The organism is Stenotrophomonas rhizophila (assembly GCF_000661955.1).
GTDB lineage: Bacteria > Pseudomonadota > Gammaproteobacteria > Xanthomonadales > Xanthomonadaceae > Stenotrophomonas > Stenotrophomonas rhizophila.
This window is the reverse complement of record NZ_CP007597.1, coordinates 205,459-227,683: the sequence shown is the minus strand read 5'-3', so window position 1 is coordinate 227,683 and position 22,225 is coordinate 205,459. Positions and strand designations below refer to the sequence as shown.

Sequence of the window (22,225 nt, the reverse complement as noted above, 5' to 3'; positions counted from 1 at the left end):
GCGCCTCAGGCCTGGACCGGACGCGCGACGGCGGCCGGTGCGCTGCGGTCGAACTCTTCGGCCAGGCGCGCGGTGAACTCGTCAACGAACACCGACATGTCCGCGGCAATGGCTTCGGCACGCGAGGCCAGCCAGTTGTAGCCAAACAACGCCGGGATCGCTACGCCCAGGCCGGCCGCGGTACACAGCAGCGCGGCGGCCATGCCGGGCGCAACGGAGTTGATGTCCACCGCACCGGCCATCGCGGCCACCACGAACACCAGCATGATGCCGATCACCGTGCCGAACAGGCCGATGTACGGCGCACCTTCGATGGTGGTGGACAGCCAGTTCATGCGCTTGGACATGCGCTCGGTTTCACGGGTGACTTCGGCGTCCATCGAGGCGCGGATGGAGGTGATGGCCGCCGCGGTGAGGCCGTGGTGGTGCGAGCCGCGCCCGTCCATTTCTTCCATCGCGATGCGGTACAGGCGCCACAGGGTGGAGCTCTCGCGGATCTGCGGGGCCAGCGTGCCGGTGCGTTCCAGTGCCTGCAGCGAGGCCACCGGTGCGCCGGTGACCTTGCGGTACTGCACGGTGAAGGCTTCGTTGGCCTTGGCGACGATGCCGAAGTAGCGACTCTTGGTGATCATGATGGCCCACGACAGCAGCAGCATCAGGCCGAGCATGGCCACCACCACCCAGGCGTCGACCGGCATCGCCTTGAGGATGAAACCGAAGTGGCTGACGCCGGCGGACTGTTCGTCTTCGCCGAAGGCAACCAGGCGCGATTCGGCGCCCTGCGCACTGGCGTCGGCCAGCAGCTGGGTGGCCGGGCGGGCCACCTTGGACACGCGCACTTCGTCGATGTCGCCCAGGAACGGCTGGGCCATGGCCACTGCTGCGGTGGCGCCCGCGGCCGGGGCCACGTCGGCGCCCAGCAGCGCCTCACCGGCCAGCGCCGGCAGGCTGGCCTCGATACGGGTGGCCTCGCGGCCGCCCACGTACAGCACCACCGCGCCATCGCTGGCAGTTACCGCCAGATGCGCCCACTGCCCCGCCGCCAGCGCCGGCACCGGTTGGCTGCGCTGCTGGTTGACGCGCACGTAGGGCACGCCGTTGTCGAGGCCGATGATCAGCACGTTGTCGCCTTCGCGGCGGCTGTAGACGGCCTGGTCCGGGCCGAGCTGGGCCGGCTTGATCCAGGCCGAGACGGTCATCGCGCCGTTGGCGGCGATGGCCAGCGACGGCGAACCGGGCAGGTGCAGCGGCTGGCCGGCCAACTGCGCACCGCGCCCGATGATGGCGCCGTCGGCGGCCTTGAACGGGCCGCTGGGGTGGTTGACGTAGGCGGTGGTGTCGCGCGGCTCGTTGCCTTCGGCGAAGTGGTACACGGCGCTGTAGTCCGGGTCGAACACGCGCTGGCCGTTGCCGGCCGCCGGTGCACCGGCGTTGCCGTAGTACATCCACAGGGTCTGCGGTGCGGTGCCGCTGATGGCCGGCACGTCCACCCAGATCAGGGCCATGCCCAGGCTGGCGTCGTACTGCTCCACCTGGTGGTTGAGCACGGTGCGGCCGTCGGCACCGATGAAGCGGATGTCGCTGCCGCCGTCGGCCACGCCGTCGAAGGCGAAGTTGCCGGTGTGCAGGCGCACCAGCACGGGGGTGCGGCCGAGGTTGCCGCCGAGCGCGGCGCCGTTGGGGCCGGCGTCCACGGTGATGGGCTTGCGGTACTTCCAGTCGGCCTGCCACCACGGGGTATCGGCACGGGCGGTGCCGAGCGTGCACATGCTCAGGCAGAACAACAACAGGGCAAGAAGGCGTTGCATGGGAAATATCTCCGGGGAAGTCGGGGGTCGGGCTCAGTAACTGGCGCCGACGCTCAGGTGCAGTCGGTTCGCGCCCTTGGTGGTGGTGGGGCCATCGCTGAGCGTGTGGCCGTAGTCCAGGCGCAGGTTGAAGTGGTCGCTGATGCGCAGGCTGCTGCCCAGGCCGGCGGCGGACATCCAGCTGCTGTCGGCCTGCTCGGGTAGCGGCCGGCGCAGGCCCAGCCAGGCGCCATCGACGAAGGCGTACAGGCGCCAGTCCTGCAGGCCCCACAGCGCGAACGGGCGGGTGCGCCATTCCAGCGTGGCCAGCGCGCCGTAATCGCCGATGCCTTCGGCCGAGCGGTAGCCGCGCGTGGTGTACATGCCACCGGCGGCGAACTGCTCGCCGGAGACCAGCGGCTGGTCGGTCATCTGCGCGGAGATGCGCGCGAACCACTGCGCGCCGCTGTCCAGGGTGTAGGTGTCGCTGAGGTCCAGCTTGAGCGCGAAGAAGCTGGAATCGGCGTAGGCGCGCTTCCAGTCGAACTCGTCGTCGCTGCTGCCATAGCCCAGCAGGCTGCGCGCGCCGAACACGGCCTGCAGCGCCACGCTCAGCTGGTGCTTGTCGCCCTGGCGGAAGCCGCTGTAGCCCAGCGTCAGCGGTGCGTACTTGAGCGGTGCGAAGTCGGACGCCTGGCCCACCATGGCCACCGATTCGTCCAGGTCCTTGAAGTCGATGCCGGCCGACAGCTGGTGCCACCACGCGCCGGTCATCGGCAGGCTGTGGTTGATCTTGATGCCCAGCGCATGGCCCTTGCCGGTGACGTTGGTCTGGCCGCTGGAGACCACGTTGCTGTCGGAGCGGTAGCCGGAGAATTCCAGCATCCAGTCCGGGCTGCCCAGCGGCAAGCCGTAGGACGCCGACAGCACGTTGGCCTGGTCCAGGTCCTGCGGGGCGGCGAAGAAGGTCAGCGAGGCGGTGTGGTCTTTCTGCCACAGGTTGTCGTGGCCGATGCTGACGATGCTGCGCAGCGGCTCGGTGTCCACGCTGTGGTCGTTGTTGACGGTGGCGCTGAAGCGCCAAGGCGACTTGTCGTCGACCTTCAGCTCCACGTCCATGGTGCCGTCGGCAGCGCCTTGTTTGACCAGCGGCACCACCTGGCGCTTGCCGCCGCGGTTGAGTTCGGTGAGTTCGCGCTGCGCGCCGTCGAAATCAGGCACCTGGCCCGGCTGCAGCGCCGGCACGCGCTCGCGCAGGCGCGCGGCATCGTTGTAGCGCGCGCCCACCACGTTGACCTGGCCCACGCGGGTTTCGGTCACCTGCAGGATCACCACGCCACCGCTGACCTGCTGTTCGGGCAGGTCGACGTAGACCGACTGGTAGCCCTTGCGCTGGTACGCGGCCTGCAGCGCCAGCCGCGCGGCGTCCACGTCCTGCAGGGTGCGGTCGGGGCCCAGGTGCGGGGTGACCGCGCGTTCGATGTCGCGTGCATCCAGCACGCTGTTGCCGCGTACCAGGTACTCGTTGATGGTGACGCGCGCAGCGGCCGGCGTTTCGTTGGCAGCGGGCGTGGCCGGGGTGCCGGCCGCCGGTGCCTGCTGGGCGGCGGCCAGCGGCATCACGCACAGCAGGCACAGCGGCAGCGGCGACCAGGCCAACGCCTTGGGGGTTGAAGACATCAGGAGCATCTCACTGCGGAAGAGGGAAGGAACACGCGCTGCGGTGGCCGCGATGGTGCGCAACGCGGGTAACACCGGCGTTGCACGCACAAGGCAGTTGCGGCGCGTTGGCCGCACCGGGCCGTGGCCACGCGCGGTGGCCGTGGAAATGTCGGGCGTCATGCTCACTGCCGTTGCGGGCCCGGGGCCGCCATGCGCGCACGTTGCTCGGCACTCAATTCGCCCATGCCCACCACCTGCACCACGCTGTCGGGGTCGTAGCGGTCGTCGCCCTTGGCCGGGGTGACGCTGCTGGTCTCTTCGCCAAAGCCGAGCACCTGCACGCTGATGGTGGACGGCTGGGCCTGGCGCGTTTGCCGCTTGACCATGTCCTGCGCGGCCTGCACGGCGTTGTTGGCCGCCGCACTGGCCGAGGTCAGCGCGTTGACGTTCACCGCCGCCACCATCGGGATGCCCACGGCCTTGCCCTGCACCTGGATGTTGTCGGCGTTGAGCACCTGCAGCGCGGCCAGGTTGACGTTGCCGGAGACACGGATACCCGCTTCGCCTGCATCGATGGTGCCCAGCGGTGCGATCAGGTCGATGTCGCCCGGCGGCACTTCGGCGATCGGGTTGAGGGTGGCGATGCCGGCACCGGTAGTGGGCGTGTTCGGCGACAGGCTGACGTTGCCCACGCTGTCGTAGACGCGGCGCTGCGGGGTGTAGACCACGGTGGTCTTGCTGCCGCGTCCGGCGTTGATGTCGCCTTCTGCCGACCAGGCCAGCACGTTGCCGCCGAAGGTGGTGAAGATGCGGCTCTGGCCGAGCAGCAGGCTGCCACGCGCATAGATGTTGATGTCGCCCTCGCCCTGGGTGAGCACGCCCGAGCCCGCCCCCGGCACGAACCCGCCATCGACACCGACCAGCGCGCGCCCACCGGGCACCAGCAGGCTGATGTCGCCGCCGAAATCGGTATGGATGCCGGCATCGTTGACCCGGTAGAACGGCAGGCCTTCGCTGGGACGACCGGCGGCGATCCACTCGGCCTCGGTCACGTAGCGCTTGCCCGGCAGCGGGCGGCGGGTGGCCACCACGTCGCCGGTTTTCTCGAAGTACTGGGCGCTGCTGAACATGGTGAGGTCGCCGCGGTAGGCGATCTCGCTGCCGGTGGCGTCCTTTGCCGGCAGCAGCGTGGCGATGGCCTCGCGGCCGCGCAGGTAGCTGCCCTCGCGCGGGCCGTCCACGTCGGTGTACTCGCGTCCGCCGGCCTTGAGCTCGGCGTAGTACACGTTGCGCAGGAACGCGCTCTGTTGTTCGGCCGGCAGCTGCGCGAAGAACGCCTGCGCGTCCATGCGGGCCGCGTCGAAGTGCAGGCCACGGCCGTTGGCACCGCCGAAGCGGGCGGTGAGCCAGTTGACCAGATGCAGCTGGCTGTCCTGCTTGAACTCGCGGGCCAGGTCGCGGTTGGCCACGCCGGTGGCACCGCTGGCGGTGGCGGCATCGCGCGCCTGGTCCAGGGTCTGCTGCTGTTGGGCCAGGAACGCGCTGGCACCGGCCTCGTCACCGCCGTAGCCGAACTCGCTCTTCAGCCACTGCGCCAACGAGGTGGCGCCGCCATACACGCGCACCACCTTGCCGGCCTGTTCGCCCAGCGCGCGGTTGGGGTCGGCCAGGTTGGCCGCGTCCAGGTAGCGCGCGGCGAAGCCGGTCCAATCCGCACCGTGCGGGCCCACGCCGGCCGCCACGGCAATGGCGGCCCCGCTGCTGCGGTCACCGGCGGCTGCGTTGGCCACCGGGCCCAGGCTGCGCAGTTCGCCCTTGTCGGCCATGTACAGGTCACGGCCGGCGCTGATGTCGAGCAGGCCGGGGCCGGCGATGTAGAAGGTGCTGAAGCGGATGTCACGCCCGGCCTGCACCACTGACACGTCATCGGCGCTGGTGTGCACGATCAGGTTGCCGCGCGCGGTGCCGGCGGCGATGGCGGCCGGCTTGGGCGGCGCAGAAGGATCGCCGCCCTTGAGCTGGTTGAACCAGCCCAGTGCGCCGTTGTTGTTGCCGTACACCGTGCCCACGTTGTCGAACGCACCCAACGGCGTGCCTGAATTGACGATGTCGCGCCCGGCACGAATGGCCACCGCGCCGCCGCCGTCGTACCAGGTGGTGGTGTCGGTCCGGATGGCACCGTTGCTGAGCACGTTGTTGGTGGTGGTGACGATGCTGCCGGTGCGCAGGCCCACCAGGTCGCCGTTGACCGCGTAGTAGCGCGAGGGCGTCTGGCCCACGTACACATGGCCCGATGCGCTGGGTGCGGTGAACGCGAACAGCGGGTACACCTGCGACGAACTGCTGGGCTCGTCGCCGGACAGCAGCACGCTGGGTGCCAGGCCGGTGGGGCTGACGTTGTGCACGAACCCGCGGCCGTACCAGAGCGTGTCGACCAGGCCCACGAAACCGGGATTGAACGGGCTGGGCAGCGCGGTCGGGTCGGCGCCGGACATGTTCAGACCAATGCCATTGGCATAGATCGAGCCGGCCGCCAGCAGTTCCAGCTGGCCGGTACCGTGCGCGGTGAAGACATCGTCCACCGGCGACGGCGCCAGCACCACGCCGGCCACGAAGTACTCGTTGTTGGTGCCCTGGGTCGGCGCGGTGCGCGGGGTGCCGTAGTAGATGCTGCCGCTGGCGGCGGTGGCACGCAGCACCGAGGGATACACATGGTTGCCGTCGGTGGGCTGGGCGTCGGTGCGGGTGTTGCGGTCGTGCATGGCCAGCGACGGGGTGAGGTTGCCACCGGCGGCCATCAGGTCCACCGCGGTGGACGGCGTCCACAGCGAGAACCAGCTCCAGCCACCGTCCTGGTAGGCCGTGCCGTCCACGCTGAAGGGCGTGCCGTTGTTGAACTGGGCCACGCGGCCCGGATCGGTAACGGTGCCCAGCACCAGGTCGCCGCGCGCATCCAGGCGTGCACCGGCATCACCGAGCACCAGCACCGGGCCGCCCGCCGCCGTGGCGGCCGTCGCGCTGTACATGTCGTACGGGCGCGATTCTTTCGCGTCCTGGCGGCTGCCGTAGCGCAGTTCCACCCCGCCGACGGCACCGGCTTCCAGCCGCAGCGCACCGCGCAGGTTGGTGAAGCTGCCGTTGAGCTCCAGGTGATGGAGGTCGTTGACGGTGACCAGGTTGGCCACCGGCGGGCTGTTGCTGCCGGTGTACGAACGCAGCGCAGGGTCGGGATTGAGTCCGCCGCCGATGCGGATGTCCAGGTCGCCGCCGCCGGTCTGCACCAGGGTGCCGTCGGCGGTGACCCGGCCGGTGCTGGCCACGGCCAGGTTGAGACCGGCGCTGCGGTTGATGAAAACTCCGCCGTGGTCACCCCGGCCCTGGAGCATGCCGGCATCGCCGGCCGCGTCCAGCACCAGGTTGCCACCGCCAAGCGTGCCGAACCCGGTGAAGCCGATCAGCCGCGGCATCTCCACGAAGTTGTTGTAGTAGTTGGCGCCGCTGGCCGCAGCCACGTAGGTGCCGAAGTTGATCCACCACGCGGTGGGCAGGCCCTCGGCCCCGCCCTGCACGCTGCCCGTGCCCTGCCGCCACAGCCAGTTGCCCACCGCGGCAGTGGAACTCACCCGATCGGTGGCAATGCCCAGCGCTTCGGGACGCAAACTGCTGCTCGGTCGCCCCAGGCTGTCGCCGACGATGGTGCCGCCGGCGCGAAGCAGCAGGTTGCCGCCCGCCTCGGGATACCAGGCCTGGTACAGGCTCTGGCTGCCGCCGTCGACCAGGTGTTCGAACACGCTGCCCTTGTCGCCGAGCACGGTGTTGCCGATCGGGTTGGAGGGATTGGGCGTCACCAGCGCACGCGGCTGGTTGTACGGATCGCGGCCTTGGGCGGGCAACACCGCCGACGGCGTACCGGCGGTGTACACGCCGTACAGCGAGGTGGTGGCGATGTCGCCGCCGGACACCAGGCGCAGGTCGCCGGTGCCGGTACGCACCACGCTGGGCAGCTGCTCGCGGCCCGGCAGCGTCTTGAATTCCTTGTCCGGTGGGACCTCCGGCGAATCCACGGCGGCGAGGCCCTCGTAACCGAGGTCGTTGAGATTTTCCGGGCCGCTGTAGATCAGGCCCAAGCCAATCAGTTCGGTGAGCTGGTCGTCGGTGAAGCCAGACCCGGAGGTCGGCACGAAACTCAGGATGTACTCACCGAAGAACACGTTGATCATTTCGACGAACAGGTCGGCATCGCCCCAGACATAGGTGGCCGGCGAGCCGGTGCCAGGAATCTCCACCACCGCGCCGCCCTGCCCGTAGTGCGGGTCGGACAGGCGCAGGCTGCCGGTACCGGCGCGGTCGATGGTGAGGCGGTCGGCGCCGGCCAGGTCGGCGCCGGCCACCAGGGTGATGTCCCACGATTGCGAACCGGCCGCCAGCATCGGCGCCAGCGCCCAGATGCGGCCCTGGTTGCCGTCGGCGTCGGTGGGGCGCAGGTTGACCGTGGTGGCACCGCCGGGCAGCTTGACCTCGGTGTCGCTGGGAATGAAGGCGCCCTTGGCCAAGCCCAGGTCGGTGGCCAGGGTGACCAGGTTGCCGATCGGCGAGGCGGGCAAGGCCACGCCTGCCGGCCAGGTCATCGCCGCGATGCGCGCGGCCATCGGCAGGCGCAGGCCGGCGGACAGCTGCGCGCCCTGCGGCAGCGTGACCGCGTCGGCCAGCACGGTACCGGCTGCGTACAACAGCGCGCCGGAGGCATCGTGCACCGCCGCGCCCAGCACCGTTCCCTTGGCCAGGGCCAGCGGCAGCGCCAGGCGCGCATCGGCCGGCAACAGGGTGCCGGCGGCCATCTGCATGTCGCCGATGGGCAGGTCGTAGTTGAGCACCTTGCCCGAGTTGAACACGCTGCCGGCCGCCAGGGTGACCAGCCCGCCGTGCGGCACCACCACGTCGCTGCCGAACAGCTGGCGGCCGGCGGTGAGGTACCAGCCGTTGTCGTCGAAGGTGCTGCCCAGGCGGCTGCCATCGAAGCCATCGCTGATGCTGCCGAACACCTCCAGGTCGCCTTGCGCGCGCAGCACCAGCGCACCGGCTTCACCGGAGCCGCGCACGCTGCTGCGCGCCAGGGCGGGGTTGAGGCTGGCGTAGCGGTGGGCGGACAGGTCCAGGTCACCGTCCACGTGCAGGTTGCCGTCGGCGTTGACGCCCAGGTTGGCCACCACCTCCACACCGGGGCGCAGGTGGAACGCATCGCCGTAGCGGCGCAGGCCGGCCAGGCGGGTGTTGACCAGCGCGCTGTTGCCCAGCGCGGCGTCGATGAAAGTGCTGCTTTGCGCGTGCAGGCGGTCGAGGTAGGCCTGGTCGATGACCTGGTAGCTTTCGCCGGTGGTGGTGTGTTCGGTGCCGGCTGCCGCGCTGTTGTCGGTGATGAAGGCATTGAGCTGGATCGCCCGCGCGCCGTCGATACCGATCGTGCCGCCGGCATCGATGGCCACGTCGTTGCTGCCCACGCGCGGTGCGTTCAACGCCACCGTGCCGTAGCTACGGTCGCTGCCGGCCACGCGCAGGTCCATGCGGGCGCCGCTGGCAATGGCCAGGGTGCCGCTGCCGGCATCGATGTCGATGCTGGCGCGGTTGGGCGCATCGATCGCCACGCCGTAGCTGTCACGGCGCAACACGCTGGCGCTGGCGTCGAGCACCGCCGTGCTGCCCAGGCTGACGCCCTGGCGCGCGGACAGGCGGATGCTGCCGGCCTGTTCGCCGCTGGCATCCACGGTGCCGTTGACGGTGAGCTGGCCGTTGTCCAGGCCGATGTCCACCGCGTGCGCCACCACCTCGTCGCCCAGCACCAGGTCGCCCTGGCCGATGCGGAAGCTGCGCGCGCCGGTCACGCCATCGCGGGTGAGGCGGGTGTTGAGGCCGCTGAAATCGGCGATGGACTGGCCATGCAGGTCGATCCGACCGGCGCTGTAGGGCACCTCGGTGCCGCCGGCGTCGTAATGGCCGCTGCTGCCGCCCAGGAGCGCGCCGGCCAGGTCGATGGCACCGCTGGCAGCACGCACGCTGAGCGCGCCGGCGCGGTTGTTCTGCGCGGCCAGGTCGATGCGCGCACCGGCCGCCTGCTGCACGCTGCCGCTGCGGCTGTCGATCACCACGTCCCCGCCCCAGCTGTACTTGGCGGTGTCGAAGAAGGCGATGCGGCGACCGGCGAGGTCCAGCTGCGCACCGTCGGCCAGGCGCACGTCACCCTGCGCGGCCAGGCGGAGCTTGCCGCTCGGCAGCAGCACGGCGGTGTCCAGCAGCAGACTGCCGGCGCGGCTGTCCAGGGCGATTTCCGCACCCAGCGCGCCGGCCAGGGTGGCGTTGTCGGGGCGGGCGGCGGCACCGTTGCCGGTGACCTGCAGGTTGCCGCCGGCGGTGATGGTGTTGACCGACCCGGCCGCGCCGGTAAGCAGCGGGGTGGTGATGAACAATTCGCCGCCACGGCGTGCATACGACCGCGTGGCCGGGTCCCAGTCGCCCTGGGTCTCGAACACGCTCAGGCTGCCCTTCTGGTTGGCGGTGAGGCGCTCGCTGGCGTTGAGGTGCACACCGGCAAAGCCCAGTGCGAGACGGTCCTGCGTACGCACGGTGTCCGGCTGCGTGCGCGGGCCGTAGCCCAGCACGATCTCGCGGGCGTCCACCACCAATTGGCCGTGGCCGGTGCCCGGACCGTCGGCAATGATGCTGCCGGCCGGCGCCAGCGCGCCGCTCCAGACCAGGGTGTCGGTCTGGATGCGGGCCACGGCGTCGGCATCGCCGTATCCGTAGATGGCCGGCGTGCCCAGCACCAGCTGCTTCAGCGCAGATTTTCCGGTGACCGCATCGAAGGTGGACAGCGACACGTCGCCGTAGAAGTTCACCGACTCGCGTGCGGTCAGCGACAGCGCCTCCAGCGCCGGTGCCCCCACGCTGGTGTCGCCCAGCAGCAGGCGGCTGAGCACGTCCTGGTTGAGGGTCATGCCAGAGGGCAACGTACCGCGCGCCGTGGCGTCGGCAATGGCCTCGGCACTGCCGACATTGATGCCGCCCACGGCCAGGGACAGGTTGCGGGTGCCGTAGCGCACCGCATCGCCGAGCACGAACCGGTTGTCGGTGGCGGTGGCGATGGTGCCTTCGGAGTACAGCCGGGTCTGGCCGGTGCAGGTGTCGCCCACCGCGCACGCGCCGATCTCGATGCTGCCGGCGCCATTGCCCTGGGTGTCGGGCGCGTCGGGTGCCAGCAGGTTGATCTGGCCGTTGGACACCGCCAGCAGCGCATTGCGGCCGGGGGCGTAGATGTAGCCCTGGGTGGCGTCGTAGGCGGCCGCGCCCTGGCCCAGCGTGTTGATGCCCGCGCCCTGCTCCAGCACGATGCCGCCGGCCTGGCGGCCGGTCATCAGGAACACGTCGGCGGCCTGCAGCTGTGCACCGGCACGCAGCACGATGCTGTTGCTGCCCGAGCTGCCCTCGAGGGTGATCACGTTGGCCGACTGCAGCGAGCCGGTGCCTGCGTTGGCATAGGTGCTGCGCAGCTGCCCGCCGATTTCCAGGCGTGCCGCGCCGATGCGGTTCAGCTCGCTGGCATGCACCGACACGCCGTTGAAGTCCGCGCTGGCCTGGCCGCCATCGGCGAGGATTTCGTAGTTGGTGGCATTGACCAGGCGGGCCACCGAACCGGTGCCACCGCTCGCCGGTGCGTCCAGCACGGTGGCGTTGAACTGCAGCGGCGGCAGGTCCAGCCCGCCGGCCACGGCCGGAGGGGTCACGTTGAAACTGATCGCCTTGGCGTCGCGCTCCAGCAACGGGCGCGGTGCGCCTTCACGCGCGGCCTGCTGCAGGGCAAAGGTTGCGTAACTGGTTTCGTTGTACTGCGCGTAGCTGCGCAGGGTATCGGCGGCGGTCACCACCAGCTGGGTGGGCAGCACGTCGCTGCTGCCGGTGTTGGCAATACCCAGCCGTGCCGAGGTGCTCCACGAGCCGTTGCGCATGGCCTGGGTGGTGCCGAAAGCCGCCGCGCTGCCGGCCAGGCCGTTGAGTTCCACCCGGAACGCGCCGGGCAGCAATGCATAGGTGGACGGCAACAGGGTATAGGTGCCGGCCGGCAAGCCCGGCACACCGGCGCCGATGGTGACCTGCTGGCCGATGGCCGGGTCGCCGGCGCCGCGCTCGCTGCCCAGCGGCGCCTGCCCGGCCTGCACGCCCGGCACGATGGCATACACCGGGTTGGTGGCCAGGCCCGGCAGGGTGAAGCCGTCGCGGCCCATCTGCACCAGCGGGTGCAGGCGCGCGTCGGTGGAGCCGCCGCGGCCGGACAGGAACGCCGCACCGGTGAGTTCGCCGCCGCCGGACAGGTCCAGCACCGCGCCTTCCTGCGCGTTCACCGCGTGCGAGCGGAACTCCACCTTCGGTTCGCCGCCCACGCCCTGGTAGGCCACGTCCACGCCGTTGTAGTTGTAGACCAGCCCATCGACCGTGCCGCCGTAGGGCATCACCAGGCCCTTGGCGCTGACCGAGGTCACGCTGCCCGGCAGCAGGTTGACCACCCCGGTGTGGCCGGTGCCGTCGGCGCGACCCAGGGTGATGGTGCCCAGCGGCGCGCGCAGCACGCCGCCCTGGTTGATCACCGCCGCGCCGAAGCTCATGTTGCCGAACACGCTGTACGGCTGCGGCGGCAACGCGGTGCCCACGCGCTGGATGTCCAGCACGCGGTCCGGGTCCAGTTCGGTGGTCAGCGCGCCCCACTCGTTGTACGCGCTGCGCAGGCCCACGGTGACGTTGCCGCTGCCGTAGATCTGCGCGGCCGCCAGGGTGGTGTTGCCCGGCGAGAACAAGTCGGCGGCGCGCAGGCGCAGGTCGCCCTGGCTCTGGATGCGCACCGTGCCGAAGGCATCGCGTTCGACCACCAGCGGATCGACGGCGTTGCGCACGATCTCGCCCTTTGCCCCGAAGCCGACCGCGCCCACCACGTCGACCAGGTCGCCGGCGAAGGTGATCGCCGCGGCGTCGGCCAGCGTGGCCACGCCCAGCGAACCGGTGGCCGGGGTGGCATTGCGCGACCCGGTGACCGGGTTGGGCATGATCGTGTTGTCGATCTGGCGACGTGCCGCGCCGGACAGCCGCAGGTACGGTGCCTCCAACCGGACCTGGCTGTCGCGTGCGGCGTCGGTGGCCAGGCCCAGCGCGCTGGCGGTGAGGTACAGCGCCTGGCGCATGCTGAGCGCCACGTTGCCGTCGAAATCAAGCAGGCCGTTGACGTACAGCGAGGCGGTGTCGAAGCCACCGGCCTGGATGGCATCCACGCCGTAGCGCGCCTTGCCGTAGGCCAGGGTCGGGTCGCGTTCACCGGCCACCACGTCGGCCCCCAGGCCGCTGCCGCTGTACTGCTGTTCCATGATCAGCTCGCGCGGTATGCGCACGCCATCGTCCACCTCGGCGCCCTTGCTGGTCCAGCGGTCAACCTGGCCGTAGACCGGGGTTTCCAGGTTCAACGCCAGCGTGCCGCCTCGCGCACCGCTGCCACCGGCGGCGGCATGCAGGCGGCCATCCACGAACAAGCCATTGCTGGCGCTCAGCGCGATCACGCCGCCGTGGCTGGCCACGGGGGTCTGGCCGAGGCCGGGCAGGTCCAGCACCGCCTGCGCGCCGGACGCCTCCAGGCGGGCGCCCTCGCGCACCACCACGAACGCATCGATGGCCGGAAGGTCGCGCGAGGCCAGGTCATGCCGCGCGCCGATTTCGATGGTGCCGCCGTCCAGCACCTTGCCCTGGCGGTCGCCCGTGGCACCCAGCGCGGTGTAGGCGGCGCCGGACACGTCCAGCAGGGCGTGCTCGCCGATCCAGATCGAGCGCGCGTTCGGCATGCCGTTGGGGCGGTTGAGCAGCGGGCCTTCGCCCAGGTCGCCGCCGAGAACGCTGATGCGGCCACCGCGTGCCTGCAGCGTGCCGTCGAGGGTGATCTGCGCATTGCCGGTCAGCTGGATGGCCTGGCCCGGATCCACCGTGATCCGGCTGCCCGTGCCGATCTCCAGGTCAGCGGCGTTCTGCGCGGTACCGGCCGTCAATGACAGGCCCGCGCCCTTGCGCAGCGTCACCGCGCCCGTTGCCGGATCATCCTGCTGCAGCGGCGGCAGCCAGGTCGACAGCGCCCCGTGCGGATCCTCGCCGCTGGCCAGTGCACGCGCGGCGGCGAGGTCGACCTGCAGCAGCGGCATGGCCACCTCCAGCTGCGCACCGTCCACCACCGACACGCCGTCGCGGCCGATCACGTTGTACTGCTTGAAGCCGGACTGGAACAGGCCGGTGTCCAGCGCCAGGAACGACTGCACCGGCACTTCGCGCTGCCACACCGTGCCCACCGGCAGGCGTGTGCCGGCCGGTACCGTGATGGCGGCGGTGGCCACGCTGCCGGCGGTGTAGCGCGAGGTCTGCGCCGGAATCGGCAGGCCACCGGGGAACACATTGGCCGGCACCACGTAGCCGGCCTGCAGGTCGGCAATGGTCCACAGCGTGGTGCCGGCCGGCAGGATCTCGCCGGCGTAGCGCACGGGGCCGTAGTTGGCCAGCTGCACGGTGGTGGGCAGCACCCACGCCGCCTGGGTGGTGACCGGCTTGGTGCTGCTCACTTCCGGCCGCACCGTCACCGGCATCGGCTTGCCGCCGGACACGTGGGTAACGGTGATGGAGAAGGTCAGCGGAATGATGTCGCCAGGCTGCAGGATGACATCGGCGGCCAGGCGCACCGGCAGGGTGCTGGCCTGCCCGGCGGCCAGGTGCTCGACGGCGTCGGGGATGTCGCCGCCGATGCTCACCAGCGTGCCGTTTTCGATGTTGAGCGCGCCGCCGCCCTTGACCCCGTGCGCGCGGATGCTGCCATCCAGCGACAGCACGCCGCTGCCCATGTTCTGGCCGGCGGCCAGGGTGACGTTGCCGCCCTTGCCGCCCGCCACGTCGCCGTCCACGCCCATCGCCGCGCCGGAAGACACATCGATCAGGCTGCCCTTGCCCAGGCTGACGTTGCCGGTGCTGCGCAGCGACACGCTGCCGCCGTCGACGAACGGCAACCCGGCGATGGACGCCGGATCCTGCCATTGGTTGGTCCACAGGCCGCGCGCATCGAGGGTGATGTTGTCGCCCACCATGACCTGGTGCAGCAGCGTGTCGCCCGGGCGCGCACTGATCGGCAGATCGAGCCACGGCGTACCGGACGCCGTGTGCTGCACCACCATGTCGCCCAGCGCGATGCTGCCGCCACGGGCGCGCAGGTCGGCGTTGATGCGCACGTCGCTGGCATGCAGGGCGATGCTGCCGCCGTGCGCCACTTCGACGGCCTGGTCCACGTTGATGCCGGCGTGCGCGTACACCGCCACGCCACCGAACGCCTGCGCGTTGAGCCACGCCGCGTCCAGCGCGATCGTGCCGGCGTCGGCGTGGGTGCCCTCACCGACGGTGACCCGCTCGACCAGCGGCGCAGGGCTGAAGCGCTGCTGGCCGCTGTCCTTGTCGTAGAACGGCAGGTAGCCGCCCACCACCAGCTGGCCCTGGCGGGCCACGCTGGTCTGCGCCTGCTGGTAACCATCCAGCGCGGCGTCGCGCGCACGCTGCTGGCGCTCGCCCTGGAAGGTGGTGGTGTCCACCTCGCCCTGCAGCTGCGCCTGGGCGGTGGACACGATCAGCCGGCCGGCGTCGCGGCCCACGGTGTAGCCGTTCTCCAGCTTGCGCTGCGGCGCGATCAGCGGGTTGTAGTAGAACGCGGTGTTTCCCCAGCGCGCGTGGGTGTCTTCAAAGCCGCGGTACAGGCCGGTGTAAAGCAGGTCGCCGGGGGCGGTGGAGGCGTTGTACAGCGTGCCGTCGGCGCCCTTGAGGTGGGTCAGGTTGACGTAGCCGGTCTGCACGTCCAGCGCGCCGCCGGACAGGTTGATGCTGGACCCGCGCGCGGTGGCCACGTTGCCACCGCTGAACTGCACGGTGCCGCCCTGCGCCGACCACTCGCCGATGCCGTGCCCGGTGACGCCCAGGTAGCCGCCTACTTCGAGCAGGCCGCCGGCGGTGTACCAGCGGTCGGCCTCGTAGCCGTTGGTGCCGGCCGGCACCAGCACCAGGTCGCGGCGGTCCAGCCAGATGTTCTTGCTGTTGAGCGATTTATCGTCGCGGTTGAGCGGCGCGTCGCGCTGCTCGTTGCCCTGCACGTTGATCTGGACGTTGTTGGCTTCCATCGCGATCTTGACGCCGACGTAGCCGGCCACGTCGATGCGCGCGCCCTCGCCCACCGTACTGCTGCCCACGGCATCCACGAACACCTGGCCGCCGGTGGCCAGGGTGAGGCTGCCGGCCTCGAAGCCGACGTCGCCGCCGCTGCTGACCTGGACGAGCGACTGGTCACGGCGGTGGGCAATGCCGTCACCCAGCTTGTCCGAGTCCTGCACCAGGGTTTCGCGCTGCACGTCCAGCGCGGTGGTGGCGCTGGGGTCGAGCACGATCGCGGTGGTGCTGCCCTCGCCGAACGTGACCCGGCCGGTGGTGTCGCTGCGCTCGGTCTGCAGGTGCACGGTGCCGCGCGTATGCACCGAGGTGGTGGACAGCAGCGTGCCCTGCTGGCGCACGTCGTGACCGGCCAGGGTGATGTCACCGGTGCTGGCCTGGACCAGGCCGGTGTTGCTGACCACGCCGCTGGCGGGGGCTGCATCGGCAGCGGCCGCCACCGGGCTGCGCAGCGTGTTGACCACGTTGCCACGGGTGGTGGAGGTCAGGTTCTGGTCGGTGCCCAGGCCCTTGCGGATCACGAAGGCATCGCCGGCAGCCAGCGTGGTCTGGCCGTTGGCGGTGGTGATCTGGCCGTGGTTGTGCACCTGGCGGCCCAGCATGAGCACATAGCCACCGCCGTCGGTGACCGAGCCCGGCACGTGCGTGGTGATCTGCGCGCCGCGCTCGACCACCACATCGCCGCTGGCGGCGGCATGGCTGAAGCTGCTGGCGGTGGTGGTCACCTCGTTGCCGAAGGTGGGAATGAAGCCGCTGCCCTGCGCGTCGCTGTACAGGCCCTTGCGGAACTGCGCATCGCTGATGTTCACCGCCGCGGCGGCCAGGTTCTTGACGTTGACCTGGCTGCCGCCGTCGAACACCACGCCATTGCGGTTGACCAGCATCACCGTGCCCTGGCCCTGGATGCGGCCGAGGATCTGCGAGGGTCGCGCGGAGGGGTCATTGACCCGGTTGAGCAGCGACCAGCCGGCCTGCTGGTCGAAGTCGACCACGGTGTTGCGGCCGACGTTGAAGGTTTCCCAGTTGAGGATGGCCTTGTCGGCGGTCTGCGCGATGCTGACGGTGGTGGTGCCGTCCTTGCTGCTCTGCACCGGGCCACTGGCGTTGGACCAGCCGCGGGTCAGCGCGTCGTCGTCCACCTTCAGGCCACCTTCGCCCAACCCGTCGGGCACGCTGCCGGCACGCAGGCGCGCGGCATCACGCGCGGTCTGCTGCATGCGCTGCTGCATGGCGATGGCCTGCGCGGCGGTGTTGAGATTGTCCAGCGAGGTCTTGAGCGTGTCGCGCGCCTTCTGCGCCTGCGCATCGGTGCGCACCAGGTTGGACGGCATGCCGTTGGGCAGGCGGCCGCTCTGCACCGCGTTCTGCTGCTGCACGCCCTTGTTGGCGAACCACGCCGGGCTGAAGGCCTGCTGCGCGGTGGCGCTGGCCACCACGCCGCCGGCCACCAGCATCACTGCGATGGCCTGCGCCAGCGGACGTACCTGCGGCGTACGCAGGGATGCACCGACAACCGAACCGTTCTGCTGCTTCACCATCGCCGTCACCCGTCGCAATATCGTTCGCTGATAAGGACAAGCGCAGGTCACCGCGTTACGCGGCACGCCTTTCCCTGGCAACGGGAAACAGCGTGACAGGGCAATGCGTTGCGCTTGTTACGCTGGATAAGACGCGGATAGGTGGCAACGACTGAACCGTTGCAACAAAAAATTCATCTGCACATGACGCCACTGCGATTTGTGCCGTGCGCGTCATCGCGCTGTCATCGCGGTGTGCTGCAATCGCGCACGGATGCGCGGCCTGCTCAGCCGAGCAGGACCACGCCGCCGGGCATGTGCACCACGCGCGCGCCGTACACGTCGCGTACCAGGTCGATGAAGGTGTCCAGGTCACGCAGGGGAATGCGCGCCTGCACCCGCCGCGCCTGCAGCGCCGTGCCGGTGATGACGATGCGGCCGGGGCGGTAGCGGTTGATCTCGTCCACCACGTCGGCCAGTGGCTGGTCATCGGCCACCAGCCACCCTTGACGCCACGCGTCGATGCGGTCGGTGGCCACCTGCGCGACCGAGGCGATGCGGTCGCCGCCCAGGCGCGCCTGCCAGCCCGGCTGCAGCGTCACTGTGCGCGTGCCGCGCGTCAGCGTGGCGCTGCCGGCCAGGCAAGTGACGCGCGCGTCGGCACCGACGCAACGCACATTGATCCGCGCGCCGGCGGCCGGCGTGACCCGGGCACCGTCGACATGGATCGCGAAGTCGGCGCGGCCGCGCGCAGGCACGCTGAACTGCGCTTCGCCCTGGCCCAGTTGCAGGCCGGTGCCGCCGTCGACGCGGCGCAGGTCGGTGCGGGTGCCCATGGCCACCGCGACACCCTGGATCTCCAGCGTGCGCTGCTCGCCGGTGGCGGTGCGGAAGTCGGCCCCCAGCGCGTCCATCTCCGGCCACATCAGCCAGCCGCCGGCGGCTGCCGCCACGGCACCGCCGAGGAACGCGCGGCGCGTGCGGTTGACCCGGCTGCGCGGGCGCGCGTGGGCGGTGGGCACGGGCAATGGCAGCGACGCGGCGGCGGGTGGTGCCGCGGCGGCGTTGCCGGCCTGCAGTGCAGGGCCCAGCGCATTCCACAGGGCACGCGCCTGCGCGAACGCCGCCGCATGCCGCGGGTCGAGCGCGCGCCAGCGCCGGAAGGCATCGGCGTCGGCCTGGGTGACGGGCGCGCCCTGCAGGCGCAGCAGCCAGTCGTGCGCCTGCTGCTGCAGGTCGGGCGGAATCACGGTGGAGGCAAGCGGGTTCATACCAGTCATGACGGTTTTCCGGCGCCGGGACCGAACCGCTGCACCAGCGGCCGGTCCAGCCGTGCGGCGCAATGCTGCAGCGCCTTCTTCAGGTCTTTGCCGATCATCCGCGCGGACACGCCGTGTTCGGCAGCAATGGCCTCGATGGGGCGATGTTCAACGCGGGCGGCAATCAGGATGGCGCGCTGGCGCGCGGGCAGTTCGCGCAGTGCATCGGTGAGCGCGCTCATCTCCGCACGGCCAAAGGTGACCGTGGCCGGGTCCAGGTGGTCGGTGCCCTCTTCCATCAGCGCCTCCACCTCGGCGCCGGTGAGCACCCGGGCGTGGGCGCTGCGCTGATCGCTGGCGGCGTTGACCGCCATCCGGAACAGGTAGGCCACCGGATTGCGCTGCGGCTGTGCGCCGCCCATGCGCTCCACCCGCAGCCAGGTTTCCTGCAGCGCATCCAGCGCCAGGTCGTCCGAGCCGAGCCGCCGCCGCAGGCGCTTGCGGAACGCCTCGTAGTGTTCCAGCAGCACGCTGCCCAGGCTGCTCACGGCGCGCCCTTGCAGGGCACCGTTGCGTTCGCGCTGCGCGGCAGCAGCTGCAGCGTGATCGGCTGCGGCAGGCCACTGGGCAGGCCCGGCAGCGCAAGCCCGCGCACGCGGGCCAGCAGCGCATCGTCGCGCGCGGTGTCGCCGCTGCCCTGCAGCAGGGTGCTTTTTTCAACGCGGTGGTCGGCATTCAACCAGAGTTGCAGCACGGCACGGTAGCTGCCCGGGCGCGTGGCGCGGGTGCCGCACAGCGCCTGCTCAAGCGAGCGCTGGATGATCCGCGCGGCGTGTGCCGGCACCGTGCCTGCCGAAGCGGCGGGCGCGTCCGACGGCGCGGCCGCGGCAACCGCATCGGCGGGAACCAGGGTGAAGGCCGCGCCGTCGACGAAGCGCGGCGCCAACCCGGTGCCTTCCAGCAGGGTCTGCAACGCAGGCAGCGGCGCAAAGGTGCCCTGGACCGGCGTGGAGCGCAGCCCACCCAGCAGATGCGCATCGATCAGTACCGCCACCCCGGTGATCTCCCCATACGACTGCAAGGCGTGCGGCAACGGTTGTGCCGGTATGTCGAAGCGACGTGGCGTGCCGCTGTCGTCGACACCGGCGGCTGCCGCGCACGGCAGCCACAAGCCCAGCGCGGCACTGCACATCGCCCCCAGCGCCAGCCCCAGCAGCGGTCGCGGGCGGGTCCGCGCCCCGGTGTCATCAAACTGCATGCAAGACACGCCAGCATCAGAACGCCAAGCCGGTCACGTTAGAGCGGCTTCATTGCAACGCGGTGACAGACATGATGCAGAACATTTCACGCAGGGGGTGCGCGGTGCTGGCCTGTGCCGCGCTGTGGCTGGGCCTGTACGGCCCGGCCGCACGGGCAGGCGACGCGGCCGATGGCACCGGCTGCATCGAGCTGGAGGTCAATGGCGAGCGGATCCGCGATTACGCCTGCATGAGCCGGATGTTGGCACCGCCGGCGGCGACGGCGACACCGGCATCCACGGCCCCGATGGCCGCCGAGCAGCGCGTGCGCCAACCGCCCAGTGCGCTGGGGCTGGCCAACCGGGCCGCCACCCAGCAGCGCATGGGCACCAGTTTCGGGGTGTCCACCCAGCCACAACGGCCTGCCCCGCCGCCCGCACCGGTGCGTCCGTGAGCGACTAAGGAACGGTGGGTTCGGCCGGTTGCATCCCCAGCCCCAGGCGCAGCGGCTGGCGCATGCCGGGCGGCGGGGGTCCGGGCAGGGGCGCATGGTCCAGCACGGCGCGCAGGTCGGCGTCGGCCTGCGCATCCCCCAGCGAGGCGAACTGGCTGCGGATCACCGTGCCGCCCGCGTCGATCCACAGGCTCACCACCAGCGGGGTGGCCGGTGCAGTCGTGGGGTGCTGCTCCAGGAACGCCTGCAGGCGAACCACGCGCGGGTCGTCGGTGCGCGCAAGCCGTTCGGCCAGCGCGCTACTGGCGCTGTCGGCATAGGCCTGCCATGTGGCGGGCACCGCAGGTTCGGCGCTGCTGCCGGTGCCGGCCGCAGCCAGCCCCGCCAGTACCAGCCAGCCCCGTATGCGGGCGCCGCCCCGCCATTGCCACACACCCATCGCGCTTGCTCCGTCACCGTGTCATGAACCCGGACCGCGCGCCGCCGCGCACCGCGGGGCCCGACGGTGGCCGGGTGGGCATGTACTGTGCGCAGCCTGCGTGACAGTGCGATGGCGAACGGCGTCGGGTGTGCACCGGCCCTGGCCCGGTGCACCCCGCCGGTAGGCACCGACCGTTGGTCGGTGCGCCGTTGCTCAATACGTCCCGTCGAACGCAAAGATCGGCTTGCGCTGCTTCCACAGCCCGGCGGTGAAGTCCGGGAATTCCAGCGTCTGGAAGCTGTTGGCGATGGACTGCTCCGACAGCGGGGTGATCGCACTCCAGGTGATGGCGTCGTAGATGTCGATCGGCATCGGCGCGCGGGCCTTCAAGGCCTCAACGAACGCATGGATCACGAACCAGTCCATGCCACCGTGGCCGGCGCTGGCGGCGGTGTCGGCGTGCTGCTTCCACAGCGGGTGCTCGTACTGGTCCTGGTAGGCCTTGAAGTCTTCCCACTTGTGCGGCGGGCTGCGGCCTTCGATGTGGATGGACTGGTTGACGTCCATCCACAGGCCCTTGGTGCCCTGCACGCGGAAGCCCATCGAGTACGGGCGCGGCAGCGAGGTGTCGTGCTGCAGGATGATCGTTTCGCCGTTCTCGCAGGCCAGCGTGGTGGTCACCACGTCGCCGAGCTTGAACGCCACCTTGGTGCTGGGGTGGGTGGTGCCGCCGCTCTTGGCCACGGTGTAATCGTGCAGGCCACGCGCCTTGCTGGCGAAGGCGTTGATGTGGGTGAAGCGGTTGCCGCGGTTGATGCCGGTGTACATGGCGCACGGGCCGATGCCGTGGCTGGGGTACAGCTCGCCGTTGCGCTTGACCGAGTGCTCGGTGCGCCAGCGCGCCTCGGACCAGCCCTTGGCGCCGAACTCCACGCCACTGTCATAGGGCTGGTTGGGGTCGCCGGAGTTGAACTTCACCCCGCGCAGGTCGTGCTGGTAGCCGGCCTGCAGGTGCACCAGCTCGCCGAACAGGCCCTGGCGCACCATCTGCAGCGCGGCCATCACATCGCGCCGGTAGCAGACGTTCTCCAGCAGCATGTACGGGGTGCCGGTGGACAGCTGGGTCTTGAGCACGTCCCAATGGTCCTGCAGGGTGATGCCGGCCACCACTTCACAGCCAACCGCGATCCTGGCCTGCATGGCCGCGATGGCCATCGGGGCGTGGTACTCCCACGGGGTGGCGATGACCACGCCGTCCAGCCCGCGCTGTTCCAGCAGGCGCTTCCAGGCATTGACGTCGCGGTCCTGGCCGTAGGTTTTCGGCGCCGGCTTGCCGGCCTTGGCCACCATCTCCACGGCGCGGCCGAGCATGATCGGTTCGATGTCGCACAGCGCCACCACTTCCACGTCGTCGCGGCGCACCAGTTCCTTCAGCAGCACCTGGCCGCGCATACCCGTGCCGATCAGGCCCAGCCGCACCTTGCGCCCGCGCGCCCAGGCCGGTACCTGCGGCAGCAGGCTGCTGGCGGCGACGGCGGCGCTGGCCGCGATGAATTCCCTACGTTGCATGGAACACTCCTCCTCTTGAGACCGCGCCGGCGGGGGCCGGCGCGGTGGAAC

The 22,225-nt window shown here is 70.7% G+C and carries 9 protein-coding genes; 1 reads left to right on the top strand and 8 read right to left on the bottom strand.

The window, feature by feature from the left end; translation table 11 throughout:
* Positions 1-5: 5 nt before the first annotated feature.
* From DX03_RS00930 to DX03_RS00905, 6 genes are all read right to left on the bottom strand, one after another.
* Complete coding sequence (locus DX03_RS00930; RefSeq protein ID WP_038685715.1) at positions 6-1,808, bottom strand: DUF2341 domain-containing protein; 1,803 nt, start codon at positions 1,806-1,808, stop codon at positions 6-8.
* A gap of 33 nt (positions 1,809-1,841) precedes the next feature.
* Positions 1,842-3,467, bottom strand: coding sequence for a ShlB/FhaC/HecB family hemolysin secretion/activation protein (locus tag DX03_RS00925; RefSeq protein ID WP_038691689.1), 1,626 nt, complete (start codon positions 3,465-3,467; stop codon positions 1,842-1,844).
* 164 nt (positions 3,468-3,631) lie between these two features.
* Positions 3,632-17,254 (bottom strand): filamentous haemagglutinin family protein, encoded by a 13,623-nt coding sequence (locus tag DX03_RS00920; protein ID WP_051598695.1) that lies wholly within the window; start codon positions 17,252-17,254, stop codon positions 3,632-3,634.
* A 266-nt stretch (positions 17,255-17,520) separates the two neighbouring features.
* Entirely contained in the window at positions 17,521-18,513 is a 993-nt protein-coding gene (locus tag DX03_RS00915; RefSeq protein ID WP_081797109.1) for a FecR family protein, read from the bottom strand.
* On the bottom strand, positions 18,510-19,040 hold the full coding sequence (locus DX03_RS00910) for an RNA polymerase sigma factor (RefSeq protein WP_241658990.1): 531 nt from the start codon (positions 19,038-19,040) through the stop codon (positions 18,510-18,512). Before DX03_RS00910 ends, DX03_RS00915 begins: the two co-directional genes overlap by 4 nt.
* The gene (locus DX03_RS00905) at positions 19,037-19,750 is read right to left on the bottom strand and encodes a hypothetical protein (protein WP_051598693.1); all 714 of its coding nucleotides are present in this window, start codon (positions 19,748-19,750) and stop codon (positions 19,037-19,039) included. The genes DX03_RS00910 and DX03_RS00905 overlap by 4 nt, the downstream gene beginning before the upstream one ends.
* A 71-nt stretch (positions 19,751-19,821) precedes the next feature.
* On the opposite strand from DX03_RS00905, the gene DX03_RS00900 reads away from it, so the two are divergent.
* Complete coding sequence (locus DX03_RS00900; protein ID WP_244880160.1) at positions 19,822-20,184, top strand: hypothetical protein; 363 nt, start codon at positions 19,822-19,824, stop codon at positions 20,182-20,184.
* A gap of 4 nt (positions 20,185-20,188) precedes the next feature.
* Here the strand turns inward: DX03_RS00900 and DX03_RS00895 are convergent, their stop codons facing one another.
* Both DX03_RS00895 and DX03_RS00890 read right to left on the bottom strand, forming a co-directional pair.
* A complete protein-coding gene (locus DX03_RS00895) occupies positions 20,189-20,623 on the bottom strand; it encodes a hypothetical protein (protein ID WP_038685709.1) in 435 nt (144 codons plus the stop codon).
* A 195-nt stretch (positions 20,624-20,818) separates the two neighbouring features.
* Positions 20,819-22,174 (bottom strand): Gfo/Idh/MocA family protein, encoded by a 1,356-nt coding sequence (locus tag DX03_RS00890; RefSeq protein ID WP_038685707.1) that lies wholly within the window; start codon positions 22,172-22,174, stop codon positions 20,819-20,821.
* Positions 22,175-22,225: the final 51 nt, after the last annotated feature.

What these genes read in the sequence shown, in the direction of transcription:
- DX03_RS00905 (WP_051598693.1), bottom strand. Translation starts at nt 19,750, where the DNA reads ATGCAGTTTGATGACACCGGGGCGCGGACCCGCCCGCGACCGCTGCTG.
- DX03_RS00930 (WP_038685715.1), bottom strand. Translation starts at nt 1,808, where the DNA reads ATGCAACGCCTTCTTGCCCTGTTGTTGTTCTGCCTGAGCATGTGCACG.
- DX03_RS00925 (WP_038691689.1), bottom strand. Translation starts at nt 3,467, where the DNA reads ATGTCTTCAACCCCCAAGGCGTTGGCCTGGTCGCCGCTGCCGCTGTGC.
- DX03_RS00920 (WP_051598695.1), bottom strand. Translation starts at nt 17,254, where the DNA reads ATGGTGAAGCAGCAGAACGGTTCGGTTGTCGGTGCATCCCTGCGTACG.
- DX03_RS00900 (WP_244880160.1), top strand. Translation starts at nt 19,822, where the DNA reads ATGATGCAGAACATTTCACGCAGGGGGTGCGCGGTGCTGGCCTGTGCC.
- DX03_RS00915 (WP_081797109.1), bottom strand. Translation starts at nt 18,513, where the DNA reads ATGACTGGTATGAACCCGCTTGCCTCCACCGTGATTCCGCCCGACCTG.
- DX03_RS00890 (WP_038685707.1), bottom strand. Translation starts at nt 22,174, where the DNA reads ATGCAACGTAGGGAATTCATCGCGGCCAGCGCCGCCGTCGCCGCCAGC.
- DX03_RS00895 (WP_038685709.1), bottom strand. Translation starts at nt 20,623, where the DNA reads ATGGGTGTGTGGCAATGGCGGGGCGGCGCCCGCATACGGGGCTGGCTG.